The sequence below is a fragment of the Mycobacterium sp. genome, assembly GCF_019243155.1.
Lineage (GTDB): Bacteria > Actinomycetota > Actinomycetes > Mycobacteriales > Mycobacteriaceae > Mycobacterium.
This window is the reverse complement of the sequence record NZ_JAFAUS010000282.1, coordinates 1-13,952: the sequence shown is the minus strand read 5'-3', so window position 1 is coordinate 13,952 and position 13,952 is coordinate 1. Positions and strand designations below refer to the sequence as shown.

Genomic DNA, 13,952 nt, shown 5'->3' with positions numbered 1-13,952 from the left:
GAACGACCTCGTGCTGGCCGCGCTTCAGCGCCGCGAAGAGGTGTGGACTCATGGCCTCATCGAAGAGCAATCACGGCTTCGCGGCAGTAATCCCGAGGAACAATTACTGGCGATCTTCGACGTCATGCACGACTGGTTTCAGCTTCGCGACCGCTACGAGGGCTGCTCGTTCATCAACGTGCTACTCGAGCTCGGTCCGAAGCATCCGGTCGGCCGGGCCTGCATCATCCACATCGACCATGTCCGCGACATCGTCCGACACCGCGCCTTGGCGGCGGGGCTGACGGACGTCGAGGACTTCGCCTCGTCGTGGCACATCCTGATGAAGGGGGCCATCATTCTGGCCGCCGTGGGCGACCTGGACGCCGCGATGCGTGCTCGGAAGATGGCCCGCGTGCTGATCGAAGAGCATCGGCCGGTGCAGCCGGAGGACATCGGCGAAGCGGTGAGCTAGCGATACCTCAGACGGTGTCGGCGGTTGTGGTGCCGGTCTTGCGGTAATGCTCGGCTTCCAGTTCGGCGATCATCCGTGATGTCTTTTCGCGCAGCAGGATTGCGGCGGCAAGGCCTGCCACGACCGCGATCACCAGCCCGATCCAGGAGAATCGCTCCAGCCAGCGTTCGGCGGCCATGCCGGCGAAATACACCAGCGCGGTCGTGCCGCCCGCCCAGCAGATGGCCCCCGAGACGTTGGCCGCCAGAAACCGCGGATAGTGCATCTTCAGCGCCCCCGCCAACGGCCCGGCCAGAATCCGCAGCAGTGCGATGAAGCGGCCCAGGAAGACGGCCCGAACTCCCCAGCGGTTGAACAACTTCTCGGCGAGGGCGACGTGTCCGGGACCGAAATGCTTCGGAAACCTCCGGCCGAGCCGGTCGAACAGCGGCATGCCGAACCGGCGCCCGATCGTGTAGCCGATCGAGTCGCCCACCACCGCACCGATCACGGCGGCGACGCCGACCCCGACAGGATTGACGGCCAGATGGTCATGTGAAGACATCAGCGCCGCGGTGACCAGCACGATTTCACCGGGGAGGGGCACGCCCAGGCTCTCGATCCCGACCACACCGCCGACCACGAGGTAGACCGCGAGTGGCGGGATCGAGTGCAGGAGGGCCTCCACGTTCATGCGTCAAGGATGCCTGACCGAGATTCGATCCGCGCCCTTATGCCTGGCCTTGCATCGGTGTCGCGATGTCGGACGCGATCGGCAGGCTGACAACCTCCAGCTGCGGGCGTTTGGGTTCGCGCCCGTCGGCCGACGACAGGCCGCGCAGGCGGCGCCAGATCCACGGAAAGAAACTCTCCTGCGTCCAGCGAAACTGCTCGTAGGCTCCGGCCCGCAGTGTCCGTTGCGTGGGGCCCAGACCTCCCACGGCCCAATCATGGTTGCTGTCAGGCAGATTGAGGGCTTCAGCGGCCGCGGCTGCGAACAACATGTGCCCCTTGGTGGAGGCGTGCACCCGGTCGATGGCCCAGGTGTCCAACTGGCGCATCGAGGGCGCGTTGTACAGGTCCACCAGCCGGAACCCGTAGCGCTGAGCGGCCGCGCTGATCGCGTTGTTGATCTGGGCGAGCCGCGTCGACACCAGGCGGCCGAGCGGCAGGAATTGCGCGACGTTCGGGAAGGTAGTCGTCACCACGGTCGCCCCCGAGTCGGCCAGCGCCGCGTAGACGCGCTCGAGATCGAGAAGGGCGGGACCGAAGGATCGCCCGGGCTGGATGACGTCATTCATCCCGGCGCACACCGTGATCAGATCGGGCCGCATCGCCAACGCCCGCGGGACCTGCTCGTTGAGCACGTGGCCGACCCGCTTGCCGCGGATCGCCAGGTTGGCGTACTGCAGGCCCGGCCAGAGCGAGTCGACCATTGCGGCGAGCCTGTCCGCGAATCCGAGAAGGCCGATAACGTCGTCGCCGTCCCACAAGCCCTCGGTCTGACTGTCACCGATGGCGACGTAACGCCGATACCCAGCATCGATAGCCGCGCTCACGATGCCGAGAATAATGCCGATCTCGATTCGGGGGGGCGCTGGCGTGGCCCATTCGGCCGAGAGAATTCATGCGGAATTTGACATCGGCGTCGATCGGGGGTTTGCACTAGCGTTCTTGACCATGGCTAAGCCGTTGGAGGTCAATGAAATCCGCGGCTGGCGTCAGCCGAAAGTCGCGATTGGTGTGTTTTTCACCCTTGCGGTCTTCGTGGCGGGGTTGCTATGGGCCAAATGGATGCCCTACCTGGCGAAGGCCGTGCGGGCGCAGCACACCCACCACTGGTCCGCGTCGAGCATCCTCGGGGTCGGTGGGGTGCATGCCGGGGACCGCCCGACCTGGCACGACGCCACCACGTTCTTTCATGCCTACGTGTTATCGATTTGGCCGGCGCTGGTGGTGGCGCTGCTGATCAGCGCATCGGTTCAGGCTCTACTGCCGCGGTCGTGGCTGCCTTCTGTGTTCAACCGCCGCGGGCCGGTCTCGAGCGGGCTGGTCGGTGGCGTCGCCAGCATGCCGTCGATGATGTGCACATGCTGCGCCGCTCCGGTCGCCGTCACTTTGCGGCGCAACGGTGTCACGGCCCCCGCGGCCGTGGCGTACTGGCTGGGGAATCCATTGCTGAACCCAGCGGTGCTCGTCTTCCTGGTCTTTGTGGCGCCCTGGCAGTGGACGCTGACCAGATTGCTGGTCGGCGTCGTCACCGTGGTTGGCGCCGCCGCGGTGGTGGGGCTGGTCACCCGCGCCGACGACAGCACATCACCGGCGCCTCCGATCGCCGCGCCTGAAGCGGCGAGGCTGCGCAGGTTCGTGCGGGCGTTGCTGCACCTGAGTGTGTTCCTGCTGCCCGAGTACGCGATCTTGGTGCTGCTGGTGGGGGCGGTTCGAGGCTGGCTGCTCACCTTGGGCCAACCCGCTTACCACGGCCTGCTGATTGTCGCGCTGGTCGCGGTAGTGGGCACGTTGATGGTCATCCCGACGGCGGGGGAGATTCCGGTGCTGCAGGGCCTCGCTCTGCTCGGTGTCTCGGCGGGGACGCTCGGAGCGCTCCTGATCACGCTTCCCGCCGTCAGCATTCCAGGGGCTGCGATGGTCGCCCGCAGCTTTGGATGGAAGGTCACCGCGGTGACGACGGTCGTGGTGGTGGCTGCGGGATTGTTGGGCGCGGGTGTGCTGAGCGCGCTGTGAATTTGCGTACTCGGCGGGTGTTGTCCCAGGTACCGTCACTGTCATGCCGAAAAAGCGGGACGAGGCCCAGGCCGCCGCTTCGCTTGCGCCGCAGTATCCGATCGAGTCGGTCGACAACGCGCTCAAACTGCTGCTGCTGTTGGGTGAGCAACCCCAGATCCGGTTGAGCGAGGCGACCCGCTACCTGGGAGTGGCGTCCTCCACGGCGCATCGGCTGCTTGCGATGCTGGCCTACCGCGGGTTCGTCCGCCAAGACCCGGCGTCCAAGGCGTACCTGCCCGGCCCGTCGTTGAGCGGCGTGGCGTTCGCCATCTTCGGCCGCATCGACATTCAGGGATCGGCCGTGCCGATCATGCGGGGCTTGAGCGAGCAGCTGCGCGAGACGATTCACGTCGGGATGCTGGACGGCGCGAGCGTCCGCTTTGTCGCCGCCGTCGAGGGGCCGACGGCCGTCCGGGTGGCGTCCCGGTTGGGCCGCACCATGCCCGCGCATTGCACGTCGACGGGCAAGGCGATGCTCGCGCAGTTGTCGCAGCCGGAGCTGCGTCAGCTGCTGCCGCACGAACGGTTGCAGAGGATCACCGCGCACTCGATCGGCACCCGCACCAAATTGGAAGCCGAGCTGTCCGGTGTCCGCGAGCGGGGCTATGCCACCAATCGCGAGGAGAGCGAGGACGGCGTCGCATCGGTTGCCGTGCCGATACCGACGCGGGCGCCCGGTCTGCGGCTGGCGCTCAACGCCGCCGCGCCCCAGAACCGGCTGGACAGCTCGCGATACTCCGCGGTGGCCGCCGCACTCATGGCCGGGGCCAAGGAGATTGGCGACCAGCTCGGCTAGTTTTCCAGCCGCGCCACTTCGTGGCGCCATGCCGCCTCGGCGGTGAACGAGCCCCCCAGGTCGGGCAACTCGTCCCAGTCCGCCTCGTCGATACCGCGCAGGGTGCCGCCCGCCGCACACACCCGCAGCGACATCCGGGCAAGCTCGTCGAGGCTGATCGCCTGCAGCACGGCCTGCGGCACGGTGGCTGCGGCGCTGGTGATTCCGTGTCCGCGGCAGATCACCACGGGCCGCCCACGCATCGCGGCCACCATCTCCTTGCCCAACCGTGAATTGCGGATCAGCACGGCGCGTTCGTAGACGGGGACGCCGCCGCGCGCCAGCAGGGCGCCGGGAATGTCGTAGGCGCCGTAGATCGGCCGGATCACGATGCCGGCGAGGTCGGCCGCGACGACGGCGGGCGGATGCAGATGCGCGACGGCCCGGTGCCGGGCGTCGGCGAGCATGGTTTCGAGATGGATCGGCAGTTCGTTGGGAACCCGGTAGCCGTCGAGTTCGCCTGGGGCGCCGGCGGTCCCGTCGAAGGTGATCAGCCGGACGTCGGCGGGGCGGGTGAACGCCACGCCCGTGTCGGTGTCGCTGCGACAGCGGATCAGCAGGTGCTCGTCGTCGATTCGCAGGCTCAGGTGACCGAGGATGCCGTCGACCAATCCGCGGGCGGCCGCGACCCGGCAGGCCTGCGCCACCTCGGCGCGTTGCCGGTCCAGCTCATCGGTCATGTCCGCTCCTTTCGTCCGAGCCCGAATCCGCCGTCGGGGCGCACGATTTCACCGCTGATCCCGCGGGACCGGTCGGAGGCCAGGAACACGAAGGCCCACGCGTGATCTTCGCCGGAGAGCGCGACGTTGAGCGGGGATCGCGCTGCCACCTCGCGGGCCCGATCGGGCGCGTCGTCCAGTCGGGTGCCCTGCTGGTCCAGGCTGGCCAGGCCCCGCAGGTCGGTGTTCAGCGTGCCGCCCGGCGCCACCGCGTTGACCCGGATCTGCGGCGCCAGTTCGTATGCCAGCGAGGTCACCAGGCCGCGCACGGCGAACTTCGACGACACGTACAGCACGCCACCGCGGCCGGGATAGAACGACGAGGCCGACGCGGTCAGGACGATCGAGGATCCGGCCGCCGCCCGCAGCGCCGGGACGGCGGCCTTCACCGATTGCAGGTGGCTCAGGACGTTGGTGCGAAACATCTCGTCGAAGGCGGTCGACAGGTCGTCCCCGTCGATGTCGTCGACGCCCTGATAGAAGTCGAACACGCCGACGCAGTTGACCAGGATGTCCAGCCCGCCATGGGAATCCACCGCGGCGGCGACGGCCCGCTCGTTGGCCTCGCGGGTGACGGCGTCGCCTTCGACCACCGCAACGACGGGCAGCTCGTCGCGCAGCCGGGCACACTTGCGTGAATCTCGTTCCAGGGCAGATACTCTCGCGCCCTCACCGAGGAAGGCGTCGACGACGGCCCGCCCGATCCCCGAACCGGCGCCCACGACCAGTGCGCGCTTACCGTCAAGCCAGCCTGTCATCGCCCTCCTCGGGGTCGTCGGGCAGCAGCGGCGCCTGTGGATTGCCGACCATCGCCGCCAGCGTACGAGTGTTCTGCCACGTCAACGCCTCGATCTCGAGTGCGTCCAGGGTGATCCAGCGCCCGGTTCGTGGTGTGCTGATCAGCAGCCGCGACCCGTTGCGGGTGTCGACGCGGCGCACTATGACCTCGGTGAATTCGTTTGCGACGGTGAGGGGTTCGCCGACGGCCCCCTGGAGTAGCCGTTCGAGTTCGTTCACAGGAACACCGCCAGGTTCTGCATTCGCAGCACCGACTCGTCGGCGATGAGGGTGCGACGGGCCAATTTCCATCGATCGTCGCACCAGCGCAGCACATCCTCGCGTCCGCAGGACATCAGCGCGTTCTCGTTGACGTCGCCGCGGCTGCGGAACAGCAGTTCGGCCGATTCGACCCGCAGGTGCGCGGCGTCGTCAGACTCGAAAGTCCGCACATTGGTGATGAAATGGCGCAGCCGCGACGGCGGATCCTCCGCCCAGGCGTGCTCGGTGCCCATCCGCGCCACCCGCTGGCTCAGCGAGTACTTGTCCTCGTCGAAGTGGGCCATCCCCGGGGACGTGTCGAACCCGGCGCCGCGCGCGGTGGTGACGCGCACCGGCATGAGGTAGCAGACATCGTCGGTCAGCGTATCCAGCCACTCGTCGTAGCGCTGGGCATCCAGCAGGTATGCCTCGTCCACCAGGAACTGATGCGCCGCGAGGTGCCGATTGTCATGAAATGGCAATGACGGCAATGGCTTTCTCATTCCGGGATGCCCTGCAGGTAATCGGCCCACATGTTCAGCAGCGCCCGCTGGTTGTGCTCGTTGTAGCCGACCTGCGCGCGTCCCGGCCCGTGGAACATCTCGGCGGGCAGCGCCTCGACAACCGCGCGGTCGTCGGACAGCAACCCCATCCGGCTGTTCAGCAGCAGTCGGCGCGCCATGGAACCGCCGGCGGTGGTGGTCAGCGACACCCAATTCTCGACGTCGTCCTGCTCGAACATGCCGGTGGAACCGAAGCACATCAAATACGCCTTGTACGAATCCTTTTTGTACTGCGGGGGAGCGGCGGCGTCCACGGCGAACCACGAGCACACCTCGGTCTCGTTTTCACTGATGGGCTGCCACAGTCGGATCGAGATGAACGGCAGCACCTCATCGGTGTGGTCGTGCACGCGGGGCCAGTTGTGCACGAAGCTTAGGTTCGGAAAGCAGGTGGCCGCCGAGATCATGAACCCGTCCTCGCCGACCACGCGCTGCTGTTGCGGCGTCCACACGGATTTGATCCGGCCGATCATGTCGTCGGGGTAGCCGACGTACCGCATTCGCTCCTCGAAGCTACCCGGCGGAAGTTTGTAGGTGGTGCCGCCACCGCGGTGTGCCCAATAGGTGGCACCGTCCTTGCGCTTCTGGGCTTTTGGCTCCCGGAAGAGGCCGATCTCGACGATCGAGGCGTGGGTGTGCGGGGTGTGGTACATGTCGCCGGCGAAATTCTCGGCACCGATCTTCCAGTTCGCCTTGATGCGCCAGCGCTGCGGCCCGCGCAGTTCCAGACCGCTGGTGCTCTGTTTGGTGTAGAAGTCCAGATAGAACCGGAAGTCGCCGAGAAAGTCTTGCAGCGGTTCGGCATCAGGATCCAGGCTGACGAACAACAGGCCGTTGTAGCTCGCGAAACTTGGTGCAGGAAGCAGGTTTTGGCCGCCTTTGGCGAATCCGTCGTCGCCCCCGTAGGCCTCCCGGTAAAACGGAAGACCGGTGAGCCGGCCGTCGTTGCGATAGGTCCAGCCGTGATAGGGACAGCGGAAGTTGGAGGCGTTCCCCAGCTCGGCCCGGCACACCTGCATTCCGCGATGCAGGCACATATTGAAAAGGGCCCGGATCTCGCCGTCGGAATCCCGGGTGATGATGAACGAGTCGTCGAGAACCCGGCGCACCACGTAGTCGCCGTCCTGGGGGATCTCGGACTCGTGCGCCACGAACGTCCACGCCCGGCTGAACAACCGTTCTTTTTCCAGCGCGAACAACTCCGCGTCGTTGTAGATGTGAGCCGGGATCATCCCGCGACGGACGTTCTCGAAGACCTGTTCACCGCGCTGGTCTGGCATGGCCCCTCTGTTCTACAGAAGTTATCTCCGCAAGAAAGAATCCCGCAGTCGTCGGCGATGGTCAATCACCCAGGTGGGCGCACCGCCAGGTTTCTACAAGAACGCTTTGTGCTAATTCACAGGTGGCGCGCAATCAAAAGCCGGAAATGCGAGGCTACCGTGGGTCGCAACAGCCATTCCGCGCCTGTGAGCGCGACGTAAAGACGGGTAATCGTTCGGTTTCTGGGACTCAGAAGCCGCGTCTGCCCGTGAACCGAGGAAGGACTGGTGCCATGGTTGATCGGCCACAGGGGGGTCGATTGCAAAAGGTCGGATCACGATTGGTGGCCGCCATCGGGCGCCAGGAATGGCTGGATCGACCCAGCTATCGGTTCGAACACCTGCTCAGCTTCGCCTACAACAGCCTGGGTGGCGCGCGGAATACCGTCACCAACGCGCTCAACGGCGTCTGGTTGGGACACCCGGTTCATCCGCCGCTGGCGTCGTTGACCAGCGGTGCGCTCGGTACGACGGTGGCGCTGGACGCGGTGAGCCTGCTGCCGGGCCAGCCCAAAGCCGAGGTCGCCGACGCATCGCGATTCGCTACCCGCGCGCTCGGGGTGGGCATCGTGGCCAGCGCCGGCTCCGCCATCACGGGAGTCACCGACTGGCAGCACACCCACGAGGAGGACCGCCGGGTGGGCGCGGTGCACGGCCTGGTCAACCTGGCCGCGACCGTGCTCTACGCCCAGTCGTGGTGGGATCGCCGACGAGGCCGGCACGGCCGGGGGATCGTGCTGACCGCACTGGGCTACGGCATCACCGTCGCCGGCAGCTACCTCGGCGGGGCGCTGGTGTTCGAGTCCGGCATCGGAATCGACCAGTCGGGCGCGCGACTGCGCACCAGGGAGTGGACGCCGGTGCTGCCTGCCAGCTCGTTGAACGGCAAGCCGGTGCGCGTCGAGGTCGACGGCGTCGGGCTGGTCGTGTGCCAGACCAAGCCGGGGGAGGTCGCGGCGTTCGGTGAGCTCTGCCCGCACCTGGCCGCCCCCATGGCCGACGGCTGGCTGGACCGTGGCCGACTCGTATGTCCTTGGCACGGTTCATGGTTCGCCGCCGAGTCGGGTGACGTGCTGCGTGGGCCGGCGGCCGCGCCGCTGCCGTGCTACGAGGCGAGGCTGGTCAACGGGATGGTCGAAGTCCGCGGCGAAGCCGAGCCTGCGCTCCGCGGAGCGGTGGGAATTGGGGAAGGGGAAGCCAAGTGAATGCCTACGAGGTCTTGAAAGAACACCACATCGTGATCAAGGGCCTTGGTCGCAAGATCAGTGAGGCGCCGGTGAATTCCGAAGAGCGGCATGCTCTTTTCGACGACATGCTGATCGAGCTCGACATTCACTTCCGCATCGAGGACGACCTGTACTACCCGGCCCTCAAGGACGCCAGCAAGCTGATAGCCGTCGCCCACGCCGAGCATCGCCAGGTGGTCGACCAGCTTTCCGTGCTGCTGAGGACTCCCCAGAGCTCGCCGAATTACGAAGACGAGTGGAACTCCTTCAAGACGGTGCTGGAGGCCCACGCCGACGAGGAGGAACGCGACATGATTCCCGCGCCTCCGGAGGTGAAGATAACCGAGGCGGAGCTCGAGGAGCTCGGCAACAAAATGGCCGCGCGGATGGAGCAGTACCGCGGCTCCGCGGCGTACAAAATGCGCACCAAGGGGCGCGCGGCGCTGGTGCGTTCCCTCTAGCCCCGGCGACACCGGCCGCTTGCGGGGTCACGCCGGCGATCGAGAGTAGCGTCACGGCTCATGAACTCCGAGTGTGTCGCCTCCCAAGGTGACATCACGGCGGAGATCGCCCGCATCGCAGCCGAATACCGGGGCGAACAACCACAGCCGCGGCTCGACTACCCGCCGTACCGCAGCAGCATCCTGCGTCACCCGAAACATCGGTTGGTGGTCGTCGATCCCGAGGAGATCGAACGCAGCGCGCCGTGCTTCGGCCACCGGGACGTCGACCCGCTCGACGCCGACCTGACGGCCGGTCATCCGGGTGAACCCATCGGGGAGCGCACCATCGTGACCGGACGAGTCGTCGACGACCTGGGCCGGCCGGTGGCCGGTCAGCTGATCGAGATCTGGCAGGCCAACGCCGCCGGCCGCTACCGCCACCAGCGCGATCGGCACCCGGCCCCGCTGGACCCGAACTTCACCGGCGCGGGCCGGTGCTTGACGGGACCCGACGGCTCGTATCGCTTCCTGACCATCAAGCCCGGCCCCTACCCGTGGCGCAATCACCACAACGCGTGGCGGCCCGCGCACATCCATTTCTCCATCTTCGGTACCGCCTTCCCGCAGCGGCTGGTCACCCAGATGTACTTTCCGAACGATCCGATGTTCGACCTGGATCCGATCTTTCAATCGATCCTCGATCCCGCGGCCCGCCAGCGCCTGATCGCCCGTTACGACCATGACCTCACCCAGTCGGAGTACGCGACCGGCTACCAGTGGGACGTCGTGCTGGGCGGTTCGCAACGAACCCCGAGCGACAGATGACTGAATCTGCGTGCACGCCAGGACAAACGGTGGGGCCGTTCCTCGATCTGGGATTGCCGTATCCCGGCGACCGCAACCTGGTCGACGATCGGCATCCGCACGCCGTGCGGTTGCACGGCACGGTCTACGACGGGGCCGGTGACGCCGTCCCGGACGCCCTCATCGAACTCTGGCAACCCGATGGCGCAGGCCGCATTTCGCGGCAGGCCGGTTCGTTGCGCCGAGACGGAGCCGCATTCACCGGGTGGGGCCGATGTGGAACCGATGCCGCCGGGCATTACGCGTTCACCACGGTGCAGCCCGGTTCGGCGTTCTTCGCTATCACGGTGTTCGCGCGCGGCCTGCTGGACCGGTTGTTCACCCGCGCCTACCTGCCCGGCGCCGAACCGAACGCCGACCCGCTGCTGTCCGCCGTGGACGCCGCACGAAGGTCAACCCTGCTGTGCGTCGCCGAAAACGACGGAATGTCATACCGTTTCGACATTCATCTGCAGGGCCCGCGGGAGACGGTGTTTCTGGCGTACCGGAACGGTCGTCGATGACCAATCTGTTGTGGCCCGGTGATCCGCGGGCCGGCGAGCACATGACCGATCGGGCGCTGCTGCATTCGATGGTGGCGGTGGAATCCGCCTGGCTGGGTGCGCTGGCCGGCGCCGGTCTGGCACCGGGCGAATGCGCCGACGTGGACCTGTCGGGTCTGCTGGGCCGCGACGACGCCGCGACGGTGGCCGTTGCCGCCGAGGACGGCGGCAACCCGGTCATTCCCCTGGTACAGCTGTTGCGCGGGCGGGCCGACCCGGCGATCGCGCCGTGGATCCATCGCGGGCTCACCAGCCAGGACGTATTGGACACCGGGCTGATGCTCGCCGTGCGCGCCGTCATCGTTGACTTGATATCCCAACTGAGGCAACAGGTTTCAACGCTGATCGAGCTCGCGACACTGCACCGGGCGACGCCAATGGTGGCGCGCACCCTCACGCAGCACGCGGCACCCACCACGTTCGGGGCAAAGGTGGCCGGCTGGTTGACCGGCGTGCTCGACGCCACCGAGCGGTTGACCACACTGGTCATTCCGATCCAGATCGGCGGGGCCGCCGGGAACCTGGCCGGCGCGGCGGAGCTGGCCGCGCTGCTGTCCGACGGACCCGCGCCGGGCGAGGCCGCCGTCGAGTTAGTGCGAAGCGCCGCAACCGCTTTGGGGATACAGGTCCGTTCGCCCTGGCATACCACGCGGACGCCGGTGACCGCCGTCGCCGACGCGATCGTCGGCTGCACCGATTGCTGGGGCCGCATCGCCTCGGACGTCGTCACCCTGGCCCGTCCCGAGATCGGCGAACTGGGTGAACCGGCGGGCGAAGGCCGCGGCGGATCGTCGTCGATGCCACACAAGCAGAACCCGGTGTTGTCCATTCTCATCCGGCGGGCGGCCATCGCGGCGCCTCCCTTGGCGGCGACGCTGCACACCGCGGCCGCGCTGGCCAACGACGAGCGGCCCGACGGCGCGTGGCATGCGGAATGGGACACGCTGCGCACCCTGTGCCGGCGCACCGTCGTGGCGGGCTCCCAGTGCGCTGAGCTGCTCGCGGGCCTGGAGGTCAATGCGGAGCGGATGGCCGAAAACCTCGGATCGGCAGACGTTTTGGGTGAGCAACGGGCGATCGCCGAGCTGGCGGGCAAGGATCCGTCGGCAACCTACCTAGGGGCGGCCGCCAACCTGATCGACGCGAGTTTGCGGCGCGCGCGGCAGGTCCTCGGTCAGTCCGCGTAGATGCTGGAAAGCCAGATGTGCAGCAGGGCGTCGATGACCCGCTCTTCGGGAATCGCCTGCTCCTCGGAGGTGAAGGTCGCGGCCATCATGCGCTCGCTGAGCATGTTGAGCGCGATCGACAGGTCCTCGGCCGGGACGGTGTCGGGGGCGGCGCCCCGCCCGCGCTCGGCCTTGATCGCCAACGTGGTGTAGGAGACCCACTGCTGCATCAGGGTCGACCAGAGCTGCCGGACCTCGGGGTTGGTCGCCTTCGCGGCGGCCCCCGCCACCGCGACCGCCCGGTGCGATCCCGAAACCTCGAAAAACGATTCGATGTGCGCCCGCCACACCGTCGCGGGTTCGCCAGACGATATGCCGCGGAGTTCTCGCAGTGCCGCGTGCGCCTTATTGTTCATCTGGTCCAGCAACGACAGCAACACCGCGTTCTTCGATTGGAAATAAAAATAGAAGGTAGGGCGGGAGATTCCCGCGCCTTTTGCAAGGTCGTCGACGGAGAAGTCGGCCAACGGCCGTTCCTGCAGGAGGCGCTCGGCCGTGGCGAGTATGGCCTGTTCGCGCTCGTCGGAAGAATGGTTCGACGAACGCCGGCTGCGCGAGGCATGCAAATACCTGGTTTGTGTCGGAAGGTCGGACACGCCCGCTACCTTGGGGCAAGTCGATATACGTCAGCGAAACTGTTGATTAAAACCAGCAATCATGTCGATTAAAATCGACGCCCTTGAGCCAGCAACCCTCCGAATTTGTCCTCCAGTCGACAATCAGTCGAAATTCCTTCTACGCCAACGGTTGGCGACGACCACGGGAGGAACAATGGTCGTATGCCGTACATCGATCGGCGCACCATGCTGTGCGCCGTTGCCGGGGGCGTGCTGGCGGCCATGACTCGCACTCCGTCGGCCATCGCGTCTCCACTTCGTCCACCTATCCCGTTGGGCCCGGTAACGCCCTCGATCGTCATCACCCGCCTACCCGGGGATGGCAACCGGATCGCGCTCACCGTCGACGACGGCGCAAGCGTCGCCGTTGTCGGTGCCTTCGCCCAATTCGCCCGCGACAGCGGGACCCGGTTCACGTTCTTCGTGAACGGAGCCAACGCCTCGTGGTCGGCGAACGCGCCGGCGCTTCGGCCGTTGGTCGACTCCGGTCAGGTACTGATGGCCAACCACACCTGGTCGCATCCGCGGCTCGACCGGATCGGCCAGGGCGCGGTGGTCGACCAGATCCGCCGCAACGCCGATTTCCTGCGAAACACCTACGGTTCCGACGGCACCCCGTTTTTCCGTCCGCCCTTCGGGGTCCACAACCCCGACATCGACCGGATTGCCGCGGACCAGGGCTACACCTCGATCGCCATGTGGAGTGGGGACGTCGGCGACTCGGCTCCGGAGAACGAGGCGACCCTGATGGATCGCGCGACGAATTCCTTTCAACCGGGCCAGATCGTGCTCATGCATGCCAACCTGCCGACCGTGACGCACTGTTATGGACAACTGCTGGACCTGATCGGCAGCCGCAATCTGCAGACCGTCACCCTCAGGGATGCCTTCTCCTGATCGCCCGGATTAGGGACTTCGGTCCCTACCGCGTCCGGTCGCAAGGATGGTCACATTGGATGCCGCGGCGGCCCCGGAAACCCCCCATTCCGGGCCGCCGCCCCAAACGGCCGCAAACGAATCAGCCGGCGACGGCGATCTCGCCGGCCACGGCGATCTCGATGGATAAGCAGTCACCCAGGGCGTGCACAGCCGCCCAGTCGCCGTCACTGACCGCTCTGGCGAGGTCGTCGACCAACGGGCTCTTCGCTCCCACCTCGGCCAGCCACCCGGAGACCGTTGCGCTGACCTGATGTGCCGGCACCCGGGCCGTGTGCCCGTGCAGCCGATCGGTGAGTTGGTACAGCGTGGTCCTCGTTTTGCGCAGTGGCCAATGAGCCCGCCAGGTAGCCCCGTTTATCGTCCTGTCCCCGTTACCCATAACTGTCATTCCACCAGTGCCG

Annotated in this window: 18 protein-coding genes; 9 read left to right on the top strand and 9 right to left on the bottom strand. The window is 66.8% G+C overall.

All coding sequences use genetic code 11. The features are described 5' to 3' along the window. Positions 1-454 (top strand): TetR family transcriptional regulator (locus tag JOZ00_RS14025; RefSeq protein WP_293344557.1); only part of this gene is annotated, 454 nt, incomplete at its 5' end. Positions 455-461: 7 nt separating this feature from the next. Here JOZ00_RS14025 and JOZ00_RS14020 read toward each other — a convergent pair. Then, on the bottom strand, positions 462-1,127 hold the full coding sequence (locus tag JOZ00_RS14020) for a DedA family protein (RefSeq protein ID WP_293344556.1): 666 nt from the start codon (positions 1,125-1,127) through the stop codon (positions 462-464). 37 nt (positions 1,128-1,164) lie between these two features. Further along, positions 1,165-1,992, bottom strand: coding sequence for an SGNH/GDSL hydrolase family protein (locus JOZ00_RS14015; RefSeq protein ID WP_293344555.1), 828 nt, complete (start codon positions 1,990-1,992; stop codon positions 1,165-1,167). Between the two features lie 121 nt (positions 1,993-2,113). Between JOZ00_RS14015 and JOZ00_RS14010 the strand changes: the two genes are divergently transcribed. Together JOZ00_RS14010 and JOZ00_RS14005 are read left to right on the top strand one after the other, a co-directional pair. Continuing rightward, positions 2,114-3,178: a permease gene (locus JOZ00_RS14010; protein ID WP_293344554.1), complete on the top strand. Its 1,065-nt coding sequence runs from the start codon at positions 2,114-2,116 to the stop codon at positions 3,176-3,178. Between the two features lie 43 nt (positions 3,179-3,221). Further along, positions 3,222-4,016: an IclR family transcriptional regulator gene (locus tag JOZ00_RS14005; RefSeq protein ID WP_293344553.1), complete on the top strand. Its 795-nt coding sequence runs from the start codon at positions 3,222-3,224 to the stop codon at positions 4,014-4,016. Here JOZ00_RS14005 and JOZ00_RS14000 read toward each other — a convergent pair. From JOZ00_RS14000 to JOZ00_RS13980, 5 genes are read right to left on the bottom strand one after another with little or no spacing between them, the layout of a single operon-like run. Then, positions 4,013-4,735 carry a class II aldolase/adducin family protein gene (locus tag JOZ00_RS14000; RefSeq protein ID WP_293344552.1) on the bottom strand — a complete coding sequence of 241 codons (723 nt, stop codon included), beginning with the start codon at positions 4,733-4,735 and terminating at the stop codon, positions 4,013-4,015. The genes JOZ00_RS14005 and JOZ00_RS14000 overlap by 4 nt on opposite strands. Further along, a complete protein-coding gene (gene hcaB / locus JOZ00_RS13995; RefSeq protein ID WP_293344551.1) occupies positions 4,732-5,532 on the bottom strand; it encodes a 3-(cis-5,6-dihydroxycyclohexa-1,3-dien-1-yl)propanoate dehydrogenase in 801 nt (266 codons plus the stop codon). Before hcaB ends, JOZ00_RS14000 begins: the two co-directional genes overlap by 4 nt. Further along, positions 5,516-5,791, bottom strand: coding sequence for a dihydrodiol dehydrogenase (locus tag JOZ00_RS13990; RefSeq protein ID WP_293344550.1), 276 nt, complete (start codon positions 5,789-5,791; stop codon positions 5,516-5,518). Before JOZ00_RS13990 ends, hcaB begins: the two co-directional genes overlap by 17 nt. Continuing rightward, positions 5,788-6,315: a 3-phenylpropionate/cinnamic acid dioxygenase subunit beta gene (locus JOZ00_RS13985; RefSeq protein ID WP_293344549.1), complete on the bottom strand. Its 528-nt coding sequence runs from the start codon at positions 6,313-6,315 to the stop codon at positions 5,788-5,790. Before JOZ00_RS13985 ends, JOZ00_RS13990 begins: the two co-directional genes overlap by 4 nt. After that, the gene (locus JOZ00_RS13980; protein ID WP_293344548.1) at positions 6,312-7,655 is read right to left on the bottom strand and encodes a Rieske 2Fe-2S domain-containing protein; all 1,344 of its coding nucleotides are present in this window, start codon (positions 7,653-7,655) and stop codon (positions 6,312-6,314) included. The genes JOZ00_RS13985 and JOZ00_RS13980 overlap by 4 nt, the downstream gene beginning before the upstream one ends. 272 nt (positions 7,656-7,927) lie before the next feature. Between JOZ00_RS13980 and JOZ00_RS13975 the strand changes: the two genes are divergently transcribed. Genes JOZ00_RS13975 through JOZ00_RS13955 form a run of 5 tightly spaced genes read left to right on the top strand, consistent with a single transcriptional unit; the run spans position 7,928 to position 11,956 of the window. After that, positions 7,928-8,899, top strand: coding sequence for a Rieske 2Fe-2S domain-containing protein (locus JOZ00_RS13975; RefSeq protein ID WP_293344547.1), 972 nt, complete (start codon positions 7,928-7,930; stop codon positions 8,897-8,899). Beyond that, on the top strand, positions 8,896-9,381 hold the full coding sequence (locus tag JOZ00_RS13970) for a hemerythrin domain-containing protein (protein WP_293344546.1): 486 nt from the start codon (positions 8,896-8,898) through the stop codon (positions 9,379-9,381). Before JOZ00_RS13975 ends, JOZ00_RS13970 begins: the two co-directional genes overlap by 4 nt. 60 nt (positions 9,382-9,441) lie before the next feature. After that, positions 9,442-10,188, top strand: a complete 747-nt coding sequence (pcaH, locus tag JOZ00_RS13965; protein WP_293344545.1) for a protocatechuate 3,4-dioxygenase subunit beta — start codon at positions 9,442-9,444, stop codon at positions 10,186-10,188. Continuing rightward, positions 10,185-10,730: a protocatechuate 3,4-dioxygenase subunit alpha gene (gene pcaG / locus JOZ00_RS13960; RefSeq protein ID WP_293344544.1), complete on the top strand. Its 546-nt coding sequence runs from the start codon at positions 10,185-10,187 to the stop codon at positions 10,728-10,730. Before pcaH ends, pcaG begins: the two co-directional genes overlap by 4 nt. Then, positions 10,727-11,956: a lyase family protein gene (locus JOZ00_RS13955; protein ID WP_293344543.1), complete on the top strand. Its 1,230-nt coding sequence runs from the start codon at positions 10,727-10,729 to the stop codon at positions 11,954-11,956. Before pcaG ends, JOZ00_RS13955 begins: the two co-directional genes overlap by 4 nt. On the opposite strand, the gene JOZ00_RS13950 is transcribed toward JOZ00_RS13955, so the two are convergent. Further along, complete coding sequence (locus JOZ00_RS13950; protein ID WP_293344542.1) at positions 11,944-12,591, bottom strand: TetR/AcrR family transcriptional regulator; 648 nt, start codon at positions 12,589-12,591, stop codon at positions 11,944-11,946. The two genes, JOZ00_RS13955 and JOZ00_RS13950, sit on opposite strands and share 13 nt — an antisense overlap. 183 nt (positions 12,592-12,774) lie before the next feature. On the opposite strand from JOZ00_RS13950, the gene JOZ00_RS13945 reads away from it, so the two are divergent. Further along, positions 12,775-13,509: a polysaccharide deacetylase family protein gene (locus JOZ00_RS13945; RefSeq protein ID WP_293344541.1), complete on the top strand. Its 735-nt coding sequence runs from the start codon at positions 12,775-12,777 to the stop codon at positions 13,507-13,509. A 121-nt stretch (positions 13,510-13,630) separates the two neighbouring features. Here the strand turns inward: JOZ00_RS13945 and JOZ00_RS13940 are convergent, their stop codons facing one another. Beyond that, a complete protein-coding gene (locus JOZ00_RS13940; RefSeq protein WP_293341229.1) occupies positions 13,631-13,930 on the bottom strand; it encodes a hypothetical protein in 300 nt (99 codons plus the stop codon). Positions 13,931-13,952 lie beyond the last annotated feature (22 nt).

Coding starts and splice junctions, on each gene's coding strand:
- JOZ00_RS14020 (WP_293344556.1), bottom strand. CDS start 1,127: ATGAACGTGGAGGCCCTCCTGCACTCGATCCCGCCACTCGCGGTCTAC.
- JOZ00_RS14010 (WP_293344554.1), top strand. CDS start 2,114: ATGGCTAAGCCGTTGGAGGTCAATGAAATCCGCGGCTGGCGTCAGCCG.
- JOZ00_RS14005 (WP_293344553.1), top strand. CDS start 3,222: ATGCCGAAAAAGCGGGACGAGGCCCAGGCCGCCGCTTCGCTTGCGCCG.
- JOZ00_RS14000 (WP_293344552.1), bottom strand. CDS start 4,735: ATGACCGATGAGCTGGACCGGCAACGCGCCGAGGTGGCGCAGGCCTGC.
- hcaB (WP_293344551.1), bottom strand. CDS start 5,532: ATGACAGGCTGGCTTGACGGTAAGCGCGCACTGGTCGTGGGCGCCGGT.
- JOZ00_RS13985 (WP_293344549.1), bottom strand. CDS start 6,315: ATGAGAAAGCCATTGCCGTCATTGCCATTTCATGACAATCGGCACCTC.
- JOZ00_RS13980 (WP_293344548.1), bottom strand. CDS start 7,655: ATGCCAGACCAGCGCGGTGAACAGGTCTTCGAGAACGTCCGTCGCGGG.
- JOZ00_RS13975 (WP_293344547.1), top strand. CDS start 7,928: ATGGTTGATCGGCCACAGGGGGGTCGATTGCAAAAGGTCGGATCACGA.
- pcaH (WP_293344545.1), top strand. CDS start 9,442: ATGAACTCCGAGTGTGTCGCCTCCCAAGGTGACATCACGGCGGAGATC.
- pcaG (WP_293344544.1), top strand. CDS start 10,185: ATGACTGAATCTGCGTGCACGCCAGGACAAACGGTGGGGCCGTTCCTC.
- JOZ00_RS13955 (WP_293344543.1), top strand. CDS start 10,727: ATGACCAATCTGTTGTGGCCCGGTGATCCGCGGGCCGGCGAGCACATG.
- JOZ00_RS13945 (WP_293344541.1), top strand. CDS start 12,775: ATGCCGTACATCGATCGGCGCACCATGCTGTGCGCCGTTGCCGGGGGC.
- JOZ00_RS13940 (WP_293341229.1), bottom strand. CDS start 13,930: ATGGGTAACGGGGACAGGACGATAAACGGGGCTACCTGGCGGGCTCAT.